The sequence below is a fragment of the Paraburkholderia sp. GAS38 genome (genome assembly GCF_050434965.1).
GTDB classification, from domain to species: Bacteria; Pseudomonadota; Gammaproteobacteria; order Burkholderiales; family Burkholderiaceae; genus Paraburkholderia; species Paraburkholderia phenazinium_A.
In genome coordinates this window covers 557,150-575,923 of the sequence record NZ_JBNDJO010000004.1, presented here as the reverse complement: position 1 = coordinate 575,923, position 18,774 = coordinate 557,150, and the positions used below count along the sequence as shown (strand labels likewise).

Below are 18,774 nucleotides of genomic sequence, written 5' to 3'. Positions count from 1 at the left end.
CCGGATGCCTCCTTGCGGGAGTGGTGCCATGACGGATTTGTCGAGCGGTGCATTGCAGTTGGGCGCGCCTGAGCGCGGTCGGGAAGACACCGATCCCGAGGAAACAGCCGAGTGGCTGGATGCGTTCGATGCGGTCGTGGCGCACGTCGGCCGGGAACGCGCACAGTTTCTGTTCGACCGGCTCGCGGCTCATGCGCGCACGTCGGGCGTGGAGTTGTCCGACGCGCGCGTGACGCCCTACGTCAACACCATCGGCTTCGATCAGCAGCCGCGCTATCCGGGCAATCTCGAACTCGAGGAGCGGCTTGCCGCGGCACTGCGCTGGAACGCGCTCGCCATGGTGGTGCGGGCCAACAAGGCATACGGCGAACTCGGCGGACATATTGCGAGCTATGCGTCCGCAGCGGACCTGTTCGAGGTGGGCTTCAATCACTTCTTCCGGGCGGCAGCGCCGGATGCAGGCGAGGGCGCCGGCGGCGATCTCGTCTACTTTCAGCCGCACTCGTCGCCGGGGGTGTATGCCCGGGCCTATCTGGAAGGATTCCTGAACGAAGCGCATCTGCAGCACTACCGCCGTGAAATCGCCGGGCCGGGCTTGTGTTCGTATCCGCATCCGTGGCTGATGCCGGACTTCTGGCAATTTCCGACTGGCTCGATGGGCATTGGGCCGATCAACTCGATCTACCAGGCGCGCTTCATGCGCTATCTGCAGAACCGCGGCCTGGCGCAAACGGATGGCCGCAAGGTGTGGGGCTTTTTCGGCGACGGCGAAATGGACGAGCCGGAGTCGATCGGCGCGTTGTCGCTCGCGGCGCGCGAAGGGCTCGACAATCTGGTGTTCGTGATCAACTGCAATTTGCAGCGGCTCGACGGCCCGGTGCGCAGCAACGGCCGCATCATCGACGAACTGGAGGCGCACTTCAGCGGCGCGGGCTGGAACGTGATCAAGGTGGTGTGGGGTTCGGACTGGGATGCGCTGTTTGCGCGCGATCGCACCGGCGCGTTGGCGCGTGCCTTCGCCCACACGGTGGACGGCCAGTTCCAGACCTTTTCGGCGAACGACGGTGCATACAACCGCGAGCGCTTCTTCGGCCAGAACGCCGAACTGGCGGCGCTGGCCGCGCAACTGAGCGACGCGGAAATCGACCGCCTGCGCCGCGGCGGCCACGACGTGCGCAAACTGCACGCGGCCTATGCGAAAGCGCTGGCGCATCGCGGCCAGCCCACGGTGATCCTGGCGAAGACCATGAAGGGCTTCGGCATGGGCACGTCGGGCCAGGGCAGGATGACGACCCACCAGCAAAAGAAGCTCGATTTCGACGATCTGAAGGCGTTCCGCGATCGCTTTCGCCTGCCGCTCTCGGACGAGGACGTCGAGCAGGTCAAGTTTTACAAGCCAGCAGAACACAGCCCGGAAATGCAGTACCTGCATGCACGCCGGGCTGCCCTGGGAGGCTATCTGCCCAGAAGGCGGAGAGTCGCAGCGAAGGGACTGACCGTTCCCTCGCTGCACACCTGGGGGCAATTTGCGCTGGACGCGAACGGCCGGGAGATGTCCACGACGATGGCGCTGGTGCGCATGCTCACCGCGCTGTTGAAGGACGGCGAAATCGGCCAGCGGGTGGTGCCGATCGTCGCCGATGAGGCACGCACATTCGGCATGGCGAACATGTTCCGTCAGGTCGGCATCTATTCGCCGCATGGGCAGTTGTATGAGCCTGAAGATCTGGGTTCGATGCTGTATTACCGTGAGGATACCAAAGGGCAGATTCTCGAAGAAGGCATCTCGGAGGCGGGTGCGGTGTCGTCGTGGATTGCGGCGGCGACGTCGTATAGCGTGCATAACTTGCCGATGCTGCCGTTCTACATCTACTACTCGATGTTCGGCTTTCAACGGATCGGCGACATTATCTGGGCCGCCGCCGATCAACGCGCACGCGGCTTCCTGATCGGCGCGACCTCGGGCAAGACCACGCTCGGCGGCGAGGGCTTGCAGCATCAGGACGGCACGAGCCATCTCGCGGCATCGACGATTCCGAATTGCCGTGCCTACGATCCGGCGTTTGCCTATGAAGTGGCGGCGATCGTCGACGAGGGCATGCGGGAGATGGTCGAGCAGCAGCGCGACGTGTTCTATTACGTCACGGTGATGAACGAGAACTACGCACAGCCTTCTGTGCCCGAGGGCGATTTGCAGCGGGTGCGCGAAGGGATTCTGAAGGGGATGTATCCGCTGCCGTCGGGACCGGGTGAAGTGAATGTGGCTAAAGCCGTTGAAGCCACTGAGGGCACTGGGACCGCCGAGACCGCGCGAGTGCAACTGCTCGGCGCCGGGGCGATTCTCGGCGAGGTCGTCGCCGCGCAGAAGATGCTGAAGGACGATTGGGGTATCGAGGCGGCCGTCTGGAGCGTGACGAGTTTTACCGAGTTGCAGCGTGATGGCATGGCGTCCGAGCGGATTGCGCGATTGGGTGGATCCGGTGCGGCGCCGTATGTGACCTCGGCGCTGGCGGCGTCGAAGGGCCCCGTGATTGCCGCGACGGACTACGTACGGGCGGTGCCGGAGCTGATTCGGGCGTACGTGCCGCGCCGTTACGTGACGCTCGGCACGGATGGCTTCGGGCGCAGCGATACACGTGCCGCGCTGCGCGCATTCTTCGAGGTAGATCGGGCGTCGATTGCGATAGCTGCGTTGAAGGCGCTGATCGATGAGGGCGACCTTGACGCGGCCGTGCTCGGGGATGCGCTGACCAGGTATGGTAAAGGTGCCTACGATAGCGGGGCCGCCTGGGAGCGGTGAGGGCGACGGCTCGTCATCGGAGCCCGGCCGCCTGAGCGAACAGGAGCAACCCCGACCCGACGACGATCGCGCCGATCGCTTGCGCCACGCGTTGACCCGCCGGCGCGAGACGTTCGGCGGTGACCGCTACGGTGACGGCCGCCATCGCGCGCAGGTCCATGACCCCCATGACGAGCAGGATCGCGGTCAGGCCGGCGCAGCAACAACCGCAGTTCAGGCCGAGACGCAGGCCGTATCGCCAGGCAGTACTAACGCTTGCCGGCAGCGTCAGGCTGCAGCCCGACACCTTGCGGCAGCAGGCAAGATGACGGGCCTTCCACGCCGTGAACTGCAGCGCGCCGGCGCCGAGGACGACCCCGGCGACCGCGAATGGAACGGTGCGCGACAGCGCCGGCCATTGCATCTCCAGCGCCGCCAGCGCGACGCCTAGCGCAAAGGCGATCAGGCCGAACGCGCTCCACACCAGGAAATACGCGAGACCCACCAGCGCGGTCAGCCGGCTGAGACGCGTTGCGCCTGCGCCGCCCAGGGCCTCGCGATAGCGCCACAGCATGGGCGCGAGGGATGGCAGCATCATCGCCACCATCATCGCGACCCACATGCCGAGGAACGATGCGGCGAGGTCCAGCCATGTCTGTCCGCACATGCGCGTCCACGCCAGCGACATTGTCCAGCCGCCGGGCATCGGCATGCGGCCCATTGATGACATGGCCGCGCTCCAGACGATCGTCGCCGCTGCGCTGGCGGTGAACAGGAGCGCCGCGGCGCCGAAAAAGGCGCATCGGGAAGCTCGCTCTGCAACGCTGTGTCGTGACATCTCCCGTCTCCTTTGGGCGGTAACACTATCTGGCGCGCTAGCCTCAGCGCTGCTCATACTCGTCATGACGGCGCCACCAGATGCCTGCCTCGTTACGTCCTTTGGGCGCGCGGTCGAGCCACTGATACATGCCCCAGATGCCGTCCACGCCACGCGCATAGGTGGAATAGGTGTGATAGACCACGCCATCCTCGAGCACGAACGCGCTCATGCCAGGCCGGTCGCGCGAGTATGTGAGCGCGTCGGTGCCGCAGGTGGCCGCGAACTCGACCACAGGTTTCGGCGAAGGCGTCGCGTCCATCGCATGACCGCCGCGCTGGTAGTTGTATTCGACGCTGCCCTCGCGCTGCTGCGCCTCGGTAAAGGCAATGTTGAAATCGAAGTTGAAATCGCTGCCTTGCGAGGACGCCCACGGAAACGTCCATCCCATGCGGCGCCGGTATGTCAGCAGTTTTTCGAGCGGCGCCCGCGATACCGCCAGCAGCGAGACGTCGTGATTCGCGAGGTGGACGACGACGCCGTCGAACGAATCCGCGATCGACGAACAGGACGGACACCCCGCCTGGTAGTCGGGGCCGAACATGAAGTGGTAGACAAGCAGTTGCGAGCGCCCCGCGAAGAGGTCGGCGAGCGTGGCAGTCCCTTGCTCGGTCTCGAAGCGATAGGTCTTGTCGACCCGGACCCACGGCAGCGCCTGACGTTGCCGCGCCACTTCGTCGCCGCGCCGGGTGAGTTCCTTCTCCGCCTTGAGCAGGTCGAGCCGGGCGGCGAGCCATGCTTCGCGTGTGCCGCTGAGGTGTGTCGTAGCCATGCTGTGCTCCTTAGGTGTCCTGCGTCGTTCGTTCAGTTGACGATGCGATGGACGGGTGGTTGGTCGTGATAGATTAGGTCCGGGGCCTCGAACGGTGGGAGTGACAAGTGTGGCGGGATTCAGATAAAGCATGGACTCGCTAGTCACGGCCGCGGCGCGCGCGCTCGCCGCAGGCGACCCACTCGGTGCGCTGCAGCGCGTCGCCTTGCGCGACGATCCGCCTGCGCTCGCGCTGCGGGGTATCGCCATGGCGCAGCTCGGCGATCTGGTGCGGGCGAAGGCGCTGTTACGAAGCGCGGCGCGTGCCTTCGGATCGAAGGAGGCCGTGTCCCGCGCGCGGTGTGTCGTGGCCGAGGCCGAGATCGCGCTGGCCTCGCGCGACCTGAGCTGGCCGGCGAAGGCGCTCGAGTCGGCGCGGGCAACGCTGGAAGCCCACGGCGACCACGTGAACGCCGCACATGCGCGCTATCTCGAGGTCCGGCGTCAACTCCTGATCGGACGTCTCGACGAGACCGAGCGCACGCTCGCCGGGCTCGACCCCGCACTCATGCCACCCGCGTTGCGGGCGGCCCACGAGTTGGCCGTGGCGGGCGTCGCGCTGCGCCGCCTGCAGACAAAAGCTGCGCGCGCCGCGCTCGAGCGCGCCCGGCAGGCCGCACAGCACGCAGGCATTCCCGCGCTGGCGGCCGAAGTCGAAAATGCCGCCCTTGCCCTCAACACGCCCGCTGCACGCCTGATTGCACGTGGCGAGGCGCGGCTTCTGTTGCTCGACGAGATCGAGGCCTTGTTCGCGTCGAAGGTGCTGGTTGTCGACGCTTGCCGTCTGGTAGTGCGCGATGCGCACAACGTGGTCTCGCTTGCCACGCGCCCGGTGCTGTTCGTGCTCGCTCGCGCGCTCGCCGAAGCGTGGCCGGCGGACGTGCCGAGGGACGCGCTCGTCGCGCGGGCATTTCGCGCGAAGCGCGCCGACGAATCGCATCGCGCGCGTCTGCGGGTCGAAGTGGGGCGGCTTCGTACCGTACTCGCGCCGCTTGCCGGTGTGGACGCGACCCCGCGCGGCTTCGTGCTGGTGCCGCGTGGCGCCGACGAGGTGGTGGCGCTGGAGCGGCCCGTCGAAGCGGAACATGCTGGGGTGCTGGCCTTGCTCGCCGACGGCGAGTCCTGGTCGAGTTCGGCGCTCGCGCTGGCGCTGGGCGCGAGCCAGCGCACCGTGCAGCGGGCGCTCGACTCGCTCGCGGAAGCCGGCAAGGTGCAGCCGTTCGGTCAGGGGCGGGCGCGCCGCTGGATGAGTTCGCCCGTGACGGGATTCGCGACGACCTTGTTACTCCCCGTTCCGCTGCCGGGTGAGTAGGATGGGGGCATGAACCGTCGATTGCCGGGGCATGCCCGCCCGGCAGTTTCTTGAACTCGACCACCCAGGGTGGAAACATGAAGCGATCAGCCGCCGAAATCATTGGAGAATACGGACCCTTTCCGGGTGTCGACAGCGTGGGTGGCGTCACCTATGACGGTCAGCGAGTCTGGATCGCCGCCGGCGACAAGCTGAACGCCTTCGATCCGGCGAGCGGCGAGACGCTGCAAACGATCGCGGTCGCGGCGGATGCCGGCACGGCCTTCGACGGTGAGCACCTGTTTCAGATCGCCGCCGAGCGGATCCAGAAGATCGATCCGAAGAGCGGCCGTGTGCTTGCCACGATTCCCGCACCGGGTGGCGGTCGCGATTCAGGGCTGACCTGGGCCGAAGGGTCGCTCTGGGTCGGGCAGTACCGGGACCGCAAGATTCATCGGATCGATCCCGAGACCGGGGCGATTCTTCGCACCATTGAGTCCAACCGCTTCGTCACGGGGGTCACGTGGATTGACGGAGAACTGTGGCACGGCACCTGGGAAAGCGAGCAGAGCGAATTGCGGCGAATCGATCCACAAAGCGGGGAGGTCCTGGAGCGGCTGGAGATGCCGCCGGGCGTCTGCGTGTCGGGGCTCGAGTCCGATGGCGCCGATCGCTTCTTCTGTGGCGGCGGAAACAGCAGCAAGGTGAGGACCGTGCGCCGACCCAGGCGGGATGCTGCCGCTGATAGCGACGCCGAGCCTTCCACCCACTCCCAAACCAAGTAAGCGAAGTTGCCGCATCCGGGTGCGGGGCGCACGTCACGGCCTCGCCCATTCATCTCGCGCGCAGCGGCTTCATCTCACGCCTCCCCGGCGCATCTCGCGCCCGCTCCCGTCGTTTCGTCGCAAGCCGCTGGCTCCGCCCCGGCCCGTCGCGCCATGATGGCTGCGAGTGAACCGTCCTTCCCGCACGCTTGAAACAGCGGGGCTTCCCGCCCTGTCTTCGAGACCAGGACGCTTCACCGGACCGGTATTCATCCTTCGAGTTCGCAGCGGCTATTCCTTGGGACGGCTGTAACGGCGCTCGAACCCGACATCCGGTTCACGACGACCCATACCTTCCAATACCTGATCGGCTGGGGCGATGCGCTTCGAGCCTGGGATTCCAATGAAAGCACGTGTAAACCGCTACTTTAAGTATGTCCTGCTTGGCACGATGCTGTGCGCCGGCACAGTCGACGCAATGGCCGACGACTCGAGCTCGCCGGCCGCCCCGGATACGGCGTCTCCCGACGCCTGGCATTTCACCGTCGGTGCCGGCCTCTTTAGCTTGCCTAAATATCCCGGCGCAAGCGACCGCAGATTCGAACCGCTTCCGCTGCTCGGCGCGAGCAACGGCCGCTATTTCATCGGCACGGTGCCCGATGCGGGCATTCCGCTGGGACTGGGCGCGTACCTGTACCGGGACTCGCATTGGCAGGTGGCCGCGTTGCTCTCGTACGATTTCATCCAGCCGCGCGATCAATCCGACGACGCGCGCCTGCAAGGCCTCGGCGATATTCCCCGAACCGGGCATGCGGGCCTGTTCGGCAGCTACACGCTCGACTGGTTCTCGGTGCACGGCAGCGTGTTGACCGACATCCTCGGCAAGCACGAGGGCACGGTGGCAACGCTGGGTGTGGAAGGCAAGTACCAACCTATCGACCGCCTCACGCTTAGCGCGGGGCCTGGACTCACGTGGGGCAGCAGCCAGTACAACCGCACCTTCTATGGCGTGGACGCAGGCCAGAGCGCTCGCTCCGGCCTGCCCGAATACGAACCGGACGCGGGTGTCGCCTCGGTCAATTTCTCCGTCAAGGCCAACTACCGCCTGTCGAACCGCTGGGGTGTCGGCGCGACAGTGGTGGCGTCCGAGCTGCGTGGCGACGTCGGCGGAAGTCCTATCGTCGAAAAGAAGACGCAGGTCACCTACGGCGTGTTTTCCAGCTACCGGTTCTAAGCGAAGCCGTTTGGGTCCATGGCGTGGGGGCAGCACGATGCATCCGTAGCGCGTTTCGGTGAGGGCGCTACACTAGCTGCCCACGCTTTCCTCCGTGCGTTCCATGGAAAACCTTCTCAAGAAGCTCGACCTCACCTCCTTGCGCCTGTTCGTCGCGGTCTGCCAGGAAAAGAACATCGCTCGCGCCGCGGAGCGCGAGTTCATCGCTTCCTCGGCAGTCAGCCGCCGCATTGCCGAGATCGAGGCCTTGATCGGGCTGCCGGTGATCCAGCGTCAGTCGCGCGGCATCACGGTGACGCCGGTCGGCGAGACCGTGCTGCGTTATGCCCAGACCATCATCGCCAACATCGAGCAGATGAGCGCGGAACTCTCGCGTTTCTCCTCCGGTGCGAAGGGCCAGGTGCGGGTGGTGGCGAACCTCTCGTCGATCGTGCAGTTCCTTCCCGAGGACGTGGCTGCGTTTAGCCGTGTATTCCCCGAAGTGTCGATCGAACTGGAGGAGGAGAACAGCGCGGACGTGTTGCGCATCGTCGAGGAACACGGCGCCGACTTCGGCATCTGCAATGCGGTGACGGGCGTCGAAGCCTTCGAGCAGGTCCCGTACCGCGCCGACCGGCTCGCGGTGCTGCTGCCTGCTGCGCATCGACTCGCCGACGCACAGCGGCTGGCGTTCGCCGAACTGCTCGACGACAGCTTCGTCGGCCTGCGCAGCGAGAGCGCGCTTACCCAGCTTCTGACCCAGCAAGCCGCGCAGACCGGTCGGCAACTGGACGTGAAAATCCGCGTGAGCAGTCTCGACGCGCTGTGCCGGATGGTGCATGCGGGACTCGGCGTCGCGGTGGTGCCGGAGCAGGTGGGGCGCCTGTATCTGAACGCGCTCGACGTGCGCTTGCTGCCGTTGCTCGACGACTGGGCGGTGCGCAGGCTGGTGCTGGTATTCAGGGCGCGCGAGCAGTTGAGTGCAAGTGCGGCTGCGCTGGTTGGGTTTCTTGGGCGGGAGGCCTAGGCGTTGGCCTAAGCTCAACCCTCTCCAATCGAGACTTCAGCCCTGCCGCATCAGCACTTCGTGCCACGGCGTGAGCCGCCGTATAGTTCCCGAAAGGAGAACTTATGGACGATGCCATCCGCCTCGACGGCCGCGTGCTGTATTTGTCGCAGAACCCCGCCGTCATCGCCGCCCAGCTCGCGGGCGAAGACTTCACCTGCGCCACGGCCGGCCCGTTGCGCGACAACGTCTCGACCGACGAGATCACGCCCGTCACCGTGATGCTCACCTATGACGAGCGCCTCGGACAGTTTCCCTACGTGGGCTTCAAGGCGGGCGAGGTGCTGCCCATCGGCCGCGATGCGGTGAAGAACGGCGGCTTTCGCGTGACCGTGGCCGGCAAGCGCTACGGCAAGGGTTCGTCACGGGAGTCGAGTCCGTTGGCGGAACTGTCGGCGGGTATCAGACTGATCGTCGCGGAAAGTTTCGAGCGCATCTATCAGCAGAATTGCGACAACATCGGCATTCTGACCACAACCGATTTCTCGGTGCTCGACCGTCTGGTCGCCGGCGAAACCGTGCCGATCGACGAATTCCTCAAAGGCCGCGACGCGCTCACCCAGCAGATCATTCGCAGCGGCGGCTTGCTTGCGTACAGCAAGTTCTCGGACTGGCCGGCACCACGCGTGCGCGATGCGACCCACGCGTCTGCGCCGCAGCCCAAAACCCTCGTCGAGAAGATCATCGAGCGGCATCTGCATCCGGGCGTCGCCGGTGCGCAGCGTGGCGACGGCGTGTTTATCGCCGCGGACTGGCGCTTTAGCCACGACTATTTCACCGGCATGTGCGCCCATCTGATGCATCGGGCGTTCGGCAAACCCGCGCCGTTGCACGCGCCGGATCACATCATCGCGTTCCAGGATCATCTGGTGCTGGCCGCGCAAAGCATTCCGCACGTGCGCGACGGTTTGCTGCCCGGCGTGGCCAACCTGGCACAGGGACACACTGCGTTCTCGCGCGACTATCCGGTGCGCTCGCATGGCGCGCTGGACGGCGTGCCGGGCTCCGAAGGCATCTGTCACGCGCTGATGGCCGAGCAGTACGCGCTGCCGGGCCAGGTCGTGAGCGGCACAGACTCGCACACGCCGCATTCCGGCGCACTGGGCTGCCTCGCATTCGGTGCGGGCGCAACGGAAATCGCCAATAGCTGGGTGACGGGCTACGTGCGCTGCAAGGTGCCGGAGACGTTGCGCATCGAAATCAACGGCACGTTGCACGACGGCGTGACGGCGAAAGACGTCGTGCTGCATCTGTTGCAGATGGAGGCGATCCGCTCGGGCGGCGCGATCGGTCTGGTGTTCGAATATGGTGGCGAGGCGGTCCGCGCGATGTCGATCGACGAGCGCGCGACGCTGACCAACATGGTCGCGGAGCTCGGCGGCTTTACCGGCATTGTCGAACCGGACGAGCGCACGGTAGCGTTTCTGAAGGAACGGCGCGGCGTGGACTTCGTGCTCGAAGGCTGGATGAAGAGCGACGCCGGCGCCAGCTATCGCGATACCGTCCGCATCGACGCCACCGCCTTGCAGCCGATGCTCGCCCGCCCCGGCGACCCGGGCAACGGTGTGCCGGCGCCGCAGCTCGAAGGCGAGGTGGCGATCGATATCGCCTATGGCGGCTCGTGTACCGCGGGCAAGCGCGAGGACTTCGATTTCTATCACGAGGTGCTGCGCTGGGGTGTCGAGCGCGGCATGGCGGTGGCGCCGGGTACGCGTCTTTATCTGCAGTTCGGCACCATGGCGGTACGGCGCTATTGCGAGGAACGCGGCTATTTGCCGGTGTTCGAGCAGGCCGGCGCGACGCTCGTGATGCCGGGCTGCGGCTCGTGTGCGAACTGCGGGCCGGGTCAGTCGGGGCGTGCAGAGGAGGTGACCATCAGCGCGATCAACCGCAATTTCCCGGGACGATCGGGACCGGGCAACGTCTGGCTGGCGAGTCCCTACACCGTCGCAGCGAGCGCGCTGGCCGGAAAAATTACGACCTTCGAACAATTGAAGGGCGCACGCGGCTAGAATGCTGGCCGGGCCTTGTGCCCGGCATTCCGCGGTCCAGCGCCTCGGCGGTCCCGATCGTTGGATACGGCCGCCGTCAGCGAACTGCGGCACCTTGGGCCACACGCACGCCACGGAGAGCCGGCTCAAGACCGGCCTCACACAGGAAGGAGACATCATGGCAACCCCCGAACAAGCCGGGTCCAGTACGCCTGCAGCCGGCGCGATCTCGGCGCCAGGCCCTTACGCCGCCGCGCCGCTCGACGCGGGCACGATTTCCGCGCGCCTCGACCGGCTGCCGGCGACACGCTCCATCTGGAAGCTCGTGGTTCTGCTGAGCCTTGGCTTTTTCTTCGAACTCTACGATCTGCTCTATACGGGCTACGTCGCGCCGGGTCTCGTCAAGAGCGGCCTGCTGACGGCGACCACGCACGGCCTGTTCGGCAGCACCGGCGTCGCGAGCTTCATTGCGGCGCTGTTCGCGGGGCTGTTTATTGGCACCATCGCCTGCGGTTTCCTTGCCGACCGCTTCGGGCGGCGTGCGGTCTTCACGTATTCGCTGCTGTGGTACACCGCGGCCAACGTCGTGATGGCGTTCCAGGAGAGCGCCACGGGCCTGAACTTCTGGCGCTTCCTCGCGGGCGTGGGGATCGGCGTCGAACTGGTGACGATCGGCACGTACATCTCGGAGCTGGTGCCCAAGCAGATTCGCGGCCGGGCGTTTGCGTGCGAGCAGGCAGTGGGCTTTACGGCGGTGCCGGTGGTGGCGTTTCTCTCTTACCTGCTGGTGCCTCGTGCGCCGTTCGGTCTCGACGGCTGGCGCTGGGTGGTGCTGATCGGTGCGCATGGTGCGCTGTTCGTGTGGTGGATTCGCCGCGCGCTGCCCGAGAGTCCGCGCTGGCTCGCGCAGCAGGGGCGGCTCGCCGAAGCCGACCGCGTGATGAGCGAGCTCGAAGCGAAGGTACGCAGCGAATACGGCCGCGACTTGCCGCCGCCCGCGCCGCCGATGCCGGTCGCGCCGCGCGGCAGCTTCCGCGATATGTGGGTGCCGCCGTACCGCAGCCGCACGCTGATGATGACGATCTTCAACGTGTTCCAGACGGTCGGCTTCTATGGCTTCGCGAACTGGGTGCCCACGCTGCTGATCAAACAGGGCATCACGATTACGACGAGCCTGATGTATTCGAGCGTGATCGCGCTGGCTGCGCCGCTCGGGCCGATCATCGGCCTCTTTATCGGCGATCGCTTCGAGCGCAAGACGGTGATCGTCGTGATGGCGGCGGCGAATATCGTCTGCGGGCTGTGGTTTAGCCAGGCGGCGGGCGCCGTGTTGCTGGTGAGTCTCGGCGTATGTCTGACGCTTGCCAGCAACATCATTTCGTACAGCTTTCACGCTTACCAGTCGGAGCTGTTTCCCACCAGCATCCGCGCGCGGGCCGTGGGCTTTGTCTATTCCTGGAGCCGGTTTTCCGCGATCTTCACGGCGTTCCTGATTGCTTCCGTGTTGAAGGAGTTCGGCACCCTTGGGGTGTTCGTCTTTATCGCCGGCGCGATGCTGGTCGTAATGCTGGCGATTGGCTTGATGGGTCCGCGCACCAAGGGTCTCGAGCTCGAAAAAATCTCAAACTAACGAACCTCTTCGATACGGGAGGAGGGTGTTCGACCATGCACTGCCCGGAACGACCCGGCATGCACTGCGAGCACGCACTGCGCCAAACGAGGCAGAGTAGCGGCTGACGAACCCTTGCGAAAGTCCCCCTTTACGCAAAACAATTGTGCGTAAAGGGGTTCATGCCATGTCGATCAGCCGGGAGTGTCGTGAGACCTACGGCGTTACGCGGTGCGAACGCGAGCCGCAGGCTCAGACGGCGTGGAGCACGTTGATGACGCGCTTCGCGAGCAGCGGGGCGGTATTGCGGGCGTATTCGGCCATATGCGCGGCGGCTGCGTGCGCGTGCAACGCTTCGGCGCTTTCCCAGCGTTCGACGACGGCGAACGTATCGTCGCCGAGCGGCGTCTGAAAGCCACCGAAACCGGGTACGTCGACCACCGCTTCGTAGCTGATGCAGCCGGTCTCCGCCAGCACCGCGGGACGGTTTTTGTTAAAGAGCGCGAGCACAGCTTCCCGTTGACCGGGTTGTGCGGTGACGGTGGCAAACACATGGATCATTCGGGCATTCTCCGACGATGGTTGAGCGGCACATTGCCGTCTGCCATCATAGCGGGGTTCGTTGGGGCTCGCTGCGCGGCTACCCTTTGAAAGCTCTGGAAAGATTGTGTAAGGACTTCGCGCCCCAGGGGGCTTATTCGTAGGTTCTAATGTCGCCGGCGTGAGGGACTATTGGCGTGCGGGTTCGTCTTGCGTGGGGCTTGGCGCCCACCACCGTCTCTCTTAAGGTTAACGGACGAAGTCAAAGATTCTTTACCCCGGTCGCCAAAAGTTTCGCTGGTGGGATGTCCGAAGTCCGCCGCGTAGTGGAACGATGGTTGAACCGAGGCGCGCGTCACCCGATCCGGAGCACGCCGCTTCCGACTGACAACGAAGAGGAATCGTTGAATACCTTGTTTGTAAGAACCATTTTGCTGTCGTTGCTCGTGCTGTTCTCGGTACATGCCGGCGTCATGCTGCTGGTTTCCGGGTCGACGGCGGGCAGCGACGAAAGCGCGCTGCAGACCGCCGTCGTCACCGAACGCCCGTTTGCCGGCGACCCGCTGGAGACCGAGGTGGAGTCGCCTTCGACGGCGCCGGTGGGGCAGGTCTCGCTGGTGCCCGCGGCCATGAAGCTCGACCTCGCCGCGCGGCCGAAGATCGTGGACCTGCATCCGGCCGTCTACGAAGTGCCGGCCACAGGCGTTTCCCTGAGCGACGTCGCGGCCCCTGCCATGCCGCGTTCGCCCGGCAGCCTGCGCGACGATTCGCCATGGTCCGACGAGGTTCAGGCATGGCCGCTCGATTCGCGCTTTGCTGTCGCGGAGTGGGCGGTATCGCTGGTGATCCTCATGCTCGCATTCTTCAGCCTCTGGCGCGTGCAGCGTCCGCTGCGCAACGTCACGCACGCGGCCCGCGAGACCGCCTGCGGCCGTCGTGTTGCCGCGTCCGTCCGCGAAGAAGGGCCGAGCGAATTGCGCCGGGTGGTGCGGGCCTTCAACGAGATGTCGCGGCGCCGCAATGAGGCGCTCGAGGCGCAGGCCGCCGCCCTGGCGGGTCTCGCCGAGCATATGGAATACCAGGCGGCGCGACTGCGCACACGCGCGCTCGAGGTCAACGAGTGGCACAAACGGGTCGCGTTTGTCGAAGACATCGATTCGTTTTCCGACATCGCGCAGCAATTGCTCGAAGTCGCGGGACGCGGCAACAGTGCGGAGCAGGTCGTCTCGGTGGATGGCTTTCTGCGCGACCGTTTCTCGATGATCGGCACGATGGACGGCGCATTGTTCGCCTGCGACCTGAAGGCGGGGCCGCAGTTCGTGATGTCGCGCCCGCTGCTCGAACGCCTGATGTCCAACCTGGTCGACAACGCGCTCGAACATGGCGAACCGCCGATCGAGATCCGCACCTCGCGCGATCAGGACGGCTGGCTCCTCAGCGTGCGCGATCATGGCACGGGCATCGAGGCGAACGACATGGCGAGCGCAACCAGGCCGTTCGTGCGTCTGAACGCCACGCAACGCACGACCCAGCATTGGGGGCTCGGCCTTTCGGTGGTCGCGAGGCTGGCGCGCAGTTGCGGTGCGAGCCTGAAGCTGGGCAATCATCCCGATGGCGGACTGTGGGTGCGCATCGTGTTGCCGGCGCGCTGAAAAATTCGTGACCTGGGTCGGGCGGCGCATGTCGTTTTGCGCGCTTGTGATTCGTCGTAGGGTAAAGCAGACTTCCGGGCACGCGCTGTCCGGCTCGCTTTCCTTCCCGACCCAAGGTGACCGCGATGACATTGAAGCTTTACGCCCATCCCTTTTCCTCGTATTGCCAGAAGGTGCTGACCGCGCTCTACGAGAACCGGACCGCATTCGAGTACTGCCAGTTGTCCCACGACAATCCGCAGGCCATGACGGAGCTCGCGGCGCTGTGGCCGTTCCGGAAGTTTCCGGTCCTCGTCGACGCCGGCCGTCCGGTCCCCGAGGCGACGGTCATCATCGAATACCTGGGCCTCTATCACCCGGGGCCAGTGTCGTTGCTGCCGGCCGAGCCGCGCGCCGCGCTCGAGGTCCGCAGCATGGACCGCTTTTTCGACAACTACATCTCGACCCCGCAGCAAAAGATCGTCGGCGATAGTCTGCGCGGCGCAGCGGAGCGCGACCCGCGCGGCGTCGCCGACGCCCGCGCGATGCTCGATACCGCGTACGCCTGGCTCGACAAGACCATGGCGGGTCGCGAGTGGGCAGCGGGCGATCGTTTCAGCCTCGCCGATTGCGCGGCCGCGCCGTTCCTGTTCTACGCGGACTGGACCCATCGCATCGACCCGTCGTTCGCGCAGGTGTGGGCGTATCGGCAGCGGCTGCTGGCGCGGCCATCGTTTGCCCGCGCGGTCGACGAGGCGCGGCCCTATCGTTCGTTTTTCCCGCTCGGTGCGCCGGATCGCGATTGAGCGCGATTGTTCGATATCTGAAAACTGTGATTTCACCCTATCGACATAGACTTTCAATAGGGATCCCCTACACTTGACTTCAATGAGGCGCTGCACCTGTTATTGCGCAGCGCTCCCGCGCGGCGGGCGTTCGGCGTGCTCACGGATTGGAGCATAGCGAGTTGCCCGCCGCGCCCGTTAACTGTTGCGAGAGTCGTCGCAAAGGCTTTTGCAAAAAGCCGTCGAAAAATGAGGTGATGTCATGGTGCAGATACTTGAGGGCGTAGCCGTTCTGGGCGCTTTTACCCTCTACATGATTCCGTCGATCGAAGCGGATGCGCGCAATCGCGATGACGCGTTTGCCATCACGGTCGTCAACGTCCTGCTTGGCTGGACGGTGATCGGCTGGATTGCGGCATTTATGTGGGCGCGCCGTCCGGCGACCGAAAAGCGCTTGACCCATCTGGTCAGAAGGACGCGGCGCGCAGTGGCGCGCGTCACGATCGACAAGCTGGTCGCACACGCTGCACAGCGCGGCGCGTTGCAGCACCACCGTATGGTCGGCAAGCTGCGGGTGCGGGCGTCGCGTGCGGCGGTGGTGGCGGTGCGCCAGTCTTAGTCGGCGCTGGGCGGCGCATCCGCTGCGGAGGCGCTGGCGGGTCTGGCCGCGCCTTCGAGGAAACGCCGCGTGGCTTCGAACGACTGCAGCATCTGATCGGGCCACGGCGTTTGCAGCATCACGGCCTGATGGTTTTCGAACGCGCTGGATAGCAGCTTCGACAGCTCGGGAGATTGCAGGTGTCGAAGCAGCACGCTCACGGCGATCGCGGTGGCCTGGCTGGCGCCGGCCGTTTGCAGTTCGGAGGTGGTGAGCGCGGCGAGTTGTTTGTTGATGTCCATGGTTGCAAAGAGAAAGGGGATGGCGTTTCATTTGCCCTGGGTGCGTCGCCGTAGGCAGTCGGGACGAATCATACCGTCGGCATAGGGGGCGGACAACCCGCCATGGAGCGCATTGCACGGCCCGCCGGCCGACCGGATTGAGCCGACAATTAAAATCATGCAACGTCGAAACCATTTCAAGCGCATTTGAAAGCCGTTATTCATGATTGGCCGGATGTCTAAAAGGCCATTATGCAAAAACGATAGATTGCGCCCGTCTATTCAGTAAAATCCTCCGGTTTAATTCGCTTTTGACGGCATTGGGTATTGCCGCCGTCGGCGAACCCGGCGCTGGGCGCGCAAAGCGCCCGCGCCAGCGGGGCCAGCCGGTCTTCCGCACAATAAAAGCCCGGCACTACGCCAATAACGCGTTCATTGTTAAAAACGCCCGGCGCGCACGATTCGCTTGAGTTTCGAATCCTGACGCGTTAAATTCGCCTCGCACGCCGCCGGCGCTGCCAAACACATCCTGACGAAATACATACAGTTGCATGCCGTCGACCGGGTTCAGGGATCCGGCGCCGGTCATTTAAGGATCGCGATGTTGCCTCAGATGCAAAGCGACGAAGAAGCAACGCACCGCTATCCGGTTTCCGCCACGCGGATCGCCTCAGTCAGTCTGGTGCTGGCTCTGGTACTCGGCGCACTGCCGTTGATCAAGGGTGGCTGGTTCGATATCCGCTGGTGTGCCGCCCTGTCGAGCGCATGGCTCAACGTGTTTACCGTCGCGCTGGCGGCCGGGCTCGCCCATGCCGGTGGGCGGCGCGTGTCCACGACATCCCATCAAGCGCATGAACGGCATGAACCGCCTCAATCGTTAGGCCTGCGTGTCTGGCAGAGCGCATGGTGGCGCGCGGGCGGTGCAGCATCGCTCGCTGTGCTGCGCGGCATCCGCTGGCAGCCCTGGGCCGTGCTGGTATGTGCGGCGTTGTCGGTGGCGGTGGCCTCGCTCGCCTGGCGGGCGCCGGTCCAGTTTGCGCTCGCTGCCGTGCTGCGGCCGCCCGGCGCCGCGCTGATCGCGGGCGTGGCGGCCTTCGCGCTGGCATTCGGCACGCTGGTCGCCGAGCTGTTCTTTTCGATGCATGCCGAGCGCGGCCGCGCGTGGGCGTCGCTCGCCAACGTGCTGCGCGCGGCGCTGCTGAGCGCGCTGGTCGCGGCGGTCTGCGCCGTGTTGCTCGCCTATGCCGATGTCTCGCCCGTGTGGCCGGTGCATGCACTGAGTGCCTTCGGCGCCGCGATCGCGCTCGAATTCGCCTTGCGCGCCGTGTTGTCGTGGTTCGCGCCGCCGCACATGCGCAGCGGCGACGCCAGCGTGCCCGATAGCCTCGTCGCGAGCCTGCTGCGTTTGCGTCCCTCGCCGCTCGCCCGCTTTAGCGCGCAACTGCGTCATCGGTACGGCATCGATCTGCGCCAGAACTGGGTCTTGCAAAGCGTGGTGCGTCTGCTGCCGGCCGCGCTCGGCACGGTGGTCGTCTGTGCCTGGCTGCTGACGGGCGTCGTGATGCTGGGACCCGAGCAGCGCGCCGTGTACGAACGGTTCGGCGCGCCGGTCGCAGTGTGGCAGCCGGGTCTGCATGTGGCGCTGCCCTGGCCGTTCGGCAAGGCGCGTGCAATCGACAATGGCGCGGTCCATCAACTGGTCGTGTCCGGCTCGCCCGAAGAGAGCGTGGCCGCGTCGCCGCTGGTGCCCGCCGACGCCCAGACGCCCGAGCAGTTGAACCGCCTGTGGGACGTCGTGCATCAGGGCGAGACGAGCCAGGTGATTGCGGGCGGCAGCGGCGACCGGCAGAACTTCCAGATTGTCAGCGCGGACGTGCGGCTCGATTACCGCATCGGTCTATCGGATGCCGCCGCGCGGGCCTCGCTGTATCGCACCGACGACGTGCCGGCGACCGTGCGCGCGATTGCCAATCGCGAAGTGGTGCGCTACCTCGCGTCGCACACGCTGGACTCGCTGCTCGAAACGCGCCAGACGGTGATGGCCGACACCCTTCGGCACGCGGTGCAGGCGCAACTCGACCGCCTGTCGAGCGGCATCGACGTGGTGGCCGTGGTGATCGAAAGCGTGCATCCGCCGGCGGGGGCGTCGGGGGCATGGCATAGCGTGCAGGCCGCGCAGATTCGCGCCGAGGCGAGTGTGGCGGAGGCCCGCGGACTCGCCGCGCAGTCGTTGGGCGACGCGCAGCAGCAGGCCGAGACCGCGGTCGCGCAAGCCGACGCGCAAGCGGCCGACATCACGTCGGCCGCCCAGGTCCAGCAAACCAGTTTCAGCGCCGACATGATCGCGGCCCAGGCGGGCGGTCCGGCGTTTGTGCTCGAGTACTACCTGCACAACCTGCAGAAGGGTTTGCAGAATGCGCACGTGACGGTGATCGACGACCGGCTCGTGGAAGGGAACCGCGCCACCATCGATCTGCGCTCGTACGGCGCGGGCGATGCAGCGGGCGCGCGGCGGATTTATTGATGAGACGGCATCGC

The 18,774-nt window shown here is 65.6% G+C and carries 16 protein-coding genes; 11 read left to right on the top strand and 5 right to left on the bottom strand.

Features of this window, described 5'->3' with window-relative positions; genetic code table 11:
* Positions 1 to 28: 28 nt before the first annotated feature.
* A complete protein-coding gene (mdeB, locus tag P3T42_RS13055; RefSeq protein WP_429306270.1) occupies positions 29 to 2,800 on the top strand; it encodes an alpha-ketoglutarate dehydrogenase in 2,772 nt (923 codons plus the stop codon).
* A 13-nt stretch (positions 2,801 to 2,813) separates the two neighbouring features.
* On the opposite strand, the gene P3T42_RS13050 is transcribed toward mdeB, so the two are convergent.
* A complete protein-coding gene (locus P3T42_RS13050; RefSeq protein WP_429306269.1) occupies positions 2,814 to 3,617 on the bottom strand; it encodes a DUF2182 domain-containing protein in 804 nt (267 codons plus the stop codon).
* 43 nt (positions 3,618 to 3,660) lie between these two features.
* Entirely contained in the window at positions 3,661 to 4,428 is a 768-nt protein-coding gene (locus P3T42_RS13045; protein WP_074294863.1) for a DUF899 domain-containing protein, read from the bottom strand.
* Positions 4,429 to 4,558: 130 nt separating this feature from the next.
* Between P3T42_RS13045 and P3T42_RS13040 the strand changes: the two genes are divergently transcribed.
* The 6 genes from P3T42_RS13040 (at position 4,559) to P3T42_RS13015 (ending at position 12,422) form a co-directional block, all read left to right on the top strand.
* Complete coding sequence (locus tag P3T42_RS13040; protein WP_429306268.1) at positions 4,559 to 5,779, top strand: helix-turn-helix domain-containing protein; 1,221 nt, start codon at positions 4,559 to 4,561, stop codon at positions 5,777 to 5,779.
* A 77-nt stretch (positions 5,780 to 5,856) separates the two neighbouring features.
* Complete coding sequence (locus tag P3T42_RS13035; RefSeq protein ID WP_429306311.1) at positions 5,857 to 6,543, top strand: DUF5074 domain-containing protein; 687 nt, start codon at positions 5,857 to 5,859, stop codon at positions 6,541 to 6,543.
* Between the two features lie 382 nt (positions 6,544 to 6,925).
* A complete protein-coding gene (locus P3T42_RS13030) occupies positions 6,926 to 7,756 on the top strand; it encodes a MipA/OmpV family protein (protein WP_429306267.1) in 831 nt (276 codons plus the stop codon).
* A 103-nt stretch (positions 7,757 to 7,859) separates the two neighbouring features.
* On the top strand, positions 7,860 to 8,762 hold the full coding sequence (locus P3T42_RS13025) for a LysR substrate-binding domain-containing protein (RefSeq protein WP_429306266.1): 903 nt from the start codon (positions 7,860 to 7,862) through the stop codon (positions 8,760 to 8,762).
* A 104-nt stretch (positions 8,763 to 8,866) separates the two neighbouring features.
* A complete protein-coding gene (locus P3T42_RS13020) occupies positions 8,867 to 10,813 on the top strand; it encodes an aconitase family protein (RefSeq protein WP_429306265.1) in 1,947 nt (648 codons plus the stop codon).
* A 157-nt stretch (positions 10,814 to 10,970) separates the two neighbouring features.
* On the top strand, positions 10,971 to 12,422 hold the full coding sequence (locus tag P3T42_RS13015; protein ID WP_074294874.1) for an MFS transporter: 1,452 nt from the start codon (positions 10,971 to 10,973) through the stop codon (positions 12,420 to 12,422).
* Between the two features lie 231 nt (positions 12,423 to 12,653).
* On the opposite strand, the gene P3T42_RS13010 is transcribed toward P3T42_RS13015, so the two are convergent.
* A complete protein-coding gene (locus tag P3T42_RS13010; protein ID WP_074294876.1) occupies positions 12,654 to 12,962 on the bottom strand; it encodes a putative quinol monooxygenase in 309 nt (102 codons plus the stop codon).
* 383 nt (positions 12,963 to 13,345) lie between these two features.
* Here P3T42_RS13010 and P3T42_RS13005 point away from each other — a divergent pair, with 383 nt between their 5' ends.
* The 3 genes from P3T42_RS13005 to P3T42_RS12995 all read left to right on the top strand — a co-directional run bounded on the left by P3T42_RS13005 (position 13,346) and on the right by P3T42_RS12995 (position 15,976).
* Positions 13,346 to 14,593, top strand: coding sequence for an ATP-binding protein (locus P3T42_RS13005; RefSeq protein WP_429306264.1), 1,248 nt, complete (start codon positions 13,346 to 13,348; stop codon positions 14,591 to 14,593).
* Positions 14,594 to 14,718: 125 nt separating this feature from the next.
* Positions 14,719 to 15,378, top strand: coding sequence for a glutathione S-transferase family protein (locus P3T42_RS13000; RefSeq protein ID WP_429306263.1), 660 nt, complete (start codon positions 14,719 to 14,721; stop codon positions 15,376 to 15,378).
* Between the two features lie 241 nt (positions 15,379 to 15,619).
* Positions 15,620 to 15,976, top strand: coding sequence for a superinfection immunity protein (locus P3T42_RS12995; protein WP_429306262.1), 357 nt, complete (start codon positions 15,620 to 15,622; stop codon positions 15,974 to 15,976).
* On the opposite strand, the gene P3T42_RS12990 is transcribed toward P3T42_RS12995, so the two are convergent.
* Both P3T42_RS12990 and P3T42_RS12985 read right to left on the bottom strand, forming a co-directional pair.
* Positions 15,973 to 16,257 carry a hypothetical protein gene (locus P3T42_RS12990; RefSeq protein ID WP_074294883.1) on the bottom strand — a complete coding sequence of 95 codons (285 nt, stop codon included), beginning with the start codon at positions 16,255 to 16,257 and terminating at the stop codon, positions 15,973 to 15,975. The genes P3T42_RS12995 and P3T42_RS12990 overlap by 4 nt on opposite strands.
* Positions 16,258 to 16,651: 394 nt before the next feature.
* Complete coding sequence (locus tag P3T42_RS12985; protein WP_171991606.1) at positions 16,652 to 16,825, bottom strand: hypothetical protein; 174 nt, start codon at positions 16,823 to 16,825, stop codon at positions 16,652 to 16,654.
* 12 nt (positions 16,826 to 16,837) lie between these two features.
* Between P3T42_RS12985 and P3T42_RS12980 the strand changes: the two genes are divergently transcribed.
* The gene (locus P3T42_RS12980) at positions 16,838 to 18,760 is read left to right on the top strand and encodes an SPFH domain-containing protein (protein ID WP_429306261.1); all 1,923 of its coding nucleotides are present in this window, start codon (positions 16,838 to 16,840) and stop codon (positions 18,758 to 18,760) included.
* Positions 18,761 to 18,774: the final 14 nt, after the last annotated feature.

What these genes read in the sequence shown, in the direction of transcription:
- P3T42_RS13000 (WP_429306263.1), top strand. Translation starts at nt 14,719, where the DNA reads ATGACATTGAAGCTTTACGCCCATCCCTTTTCCTCGTATTGCCAGAAG.
- P3T42_RS13030 (WP_429306267.1), top strand. Translation starts at nt 6,926, where the DNA reads ATGAAAGCACGTGTAAACCGCTACTTTAAGTATGTCCTGCTTGGCACG.
- P3T42_RS12990 (WP_074294883.1), bottom strand. Translation starts at nt 16,257, where the DNA reads ATGGACATCAACAAACAACTCGCCGCGCTCACCACCTCCGAACTGCAA.
- P3T42_RS13010 (WP_074294876.1), bottom strand. Translation starts at nt 12,962, where the DNA reads ATGATCCATGTGTTTGCCACCGTCACCGCACAACCCGGTCAACGGGAA.
- P3T42_RS13015 (WP_074294874.1), top strand. Translation starts at nt 10,971, where the DNA reads ATGGCAACCCCCGAACAAGCCGGGTCCAGTACGCCTGCAGCCGGCGCG.
- P3T42_RS12995 (WP_429306262.1), top strand. Translation starts at nt 15,620, where the DNA reads ATGGTGCAGATACTTGAGGGCGTAGCCGTTCTGGGCGCTTTTACCCTC.
- P3T42_RS13025 (WP_429306266.1), top strand. Translation starts at nt 7,860, where the DNA reads ATGGAAAACCTTCTCAAGAAGCTCGACCTCACCTCCTTGCGCCTGTTC.
- P3T42_RS12985 (WP_171991606.1), bottom strand. Translation starts at nt 16,825, where the DNA reads ATGACCGGCGCCGGATCCCTGAACCCGGTCGACGGCATGCAACTGTAT.
- mdeB (WP_429306270.1), top strand. Translation starts at nt 29, where the DNA reads ATGACGGATTTGTCGAGCGGTGCATTGCAGTTGGGCGCGCCTGAGCGC.
- P3T42_RS13050 (WP_429306269.1), bottom strand. Translation starts at nt 3,617, where the DNA reads ATGTCACGACACAGCGTTGCAGAGCGAGCTTCCCGATGCGCCTTTTTC.
- P3T42_RS13020 (WP_429306265.1), top strand. Translation starts at nt 8,867, where the DNA reads ATGGACGATGCCATCCGCCTCGACGGCCGCGTGCTGTATTTGTCGCAG.
- P3T42_RS13035 (WP_429306311.1), top strand. Translation starts at nt 5,857, where the DNA reads ATGAAGCGATCAGCCGCCGAAATCATTGGAGAATACGGACCCTTTCCG.
- P3T42_RS13045 (WP_074294863.1), bottom strand. Translation starts at nt 4,428, where the DNA reads ATGGCTACGACACACCTCAGCGGCACACGCGAAGCATGGCTCGCCGCC.
- P3T42_RS13040 (WP_429306268.1), top strand. Translation starts at nt 4,559, where the DNA reads ATGGACTCGCTAGTCACGGCCGCGGCGCGCGCGCTCGCCGCAGGCGAC.
- P3T42_RS12980 (WP_429306261.1), top strand. Translation starts at nt 16,838, where the DNA reads ATGTTGCCTCAGATGCAAAGCGACGAAGAAGCAACGCACCGCTATCCG.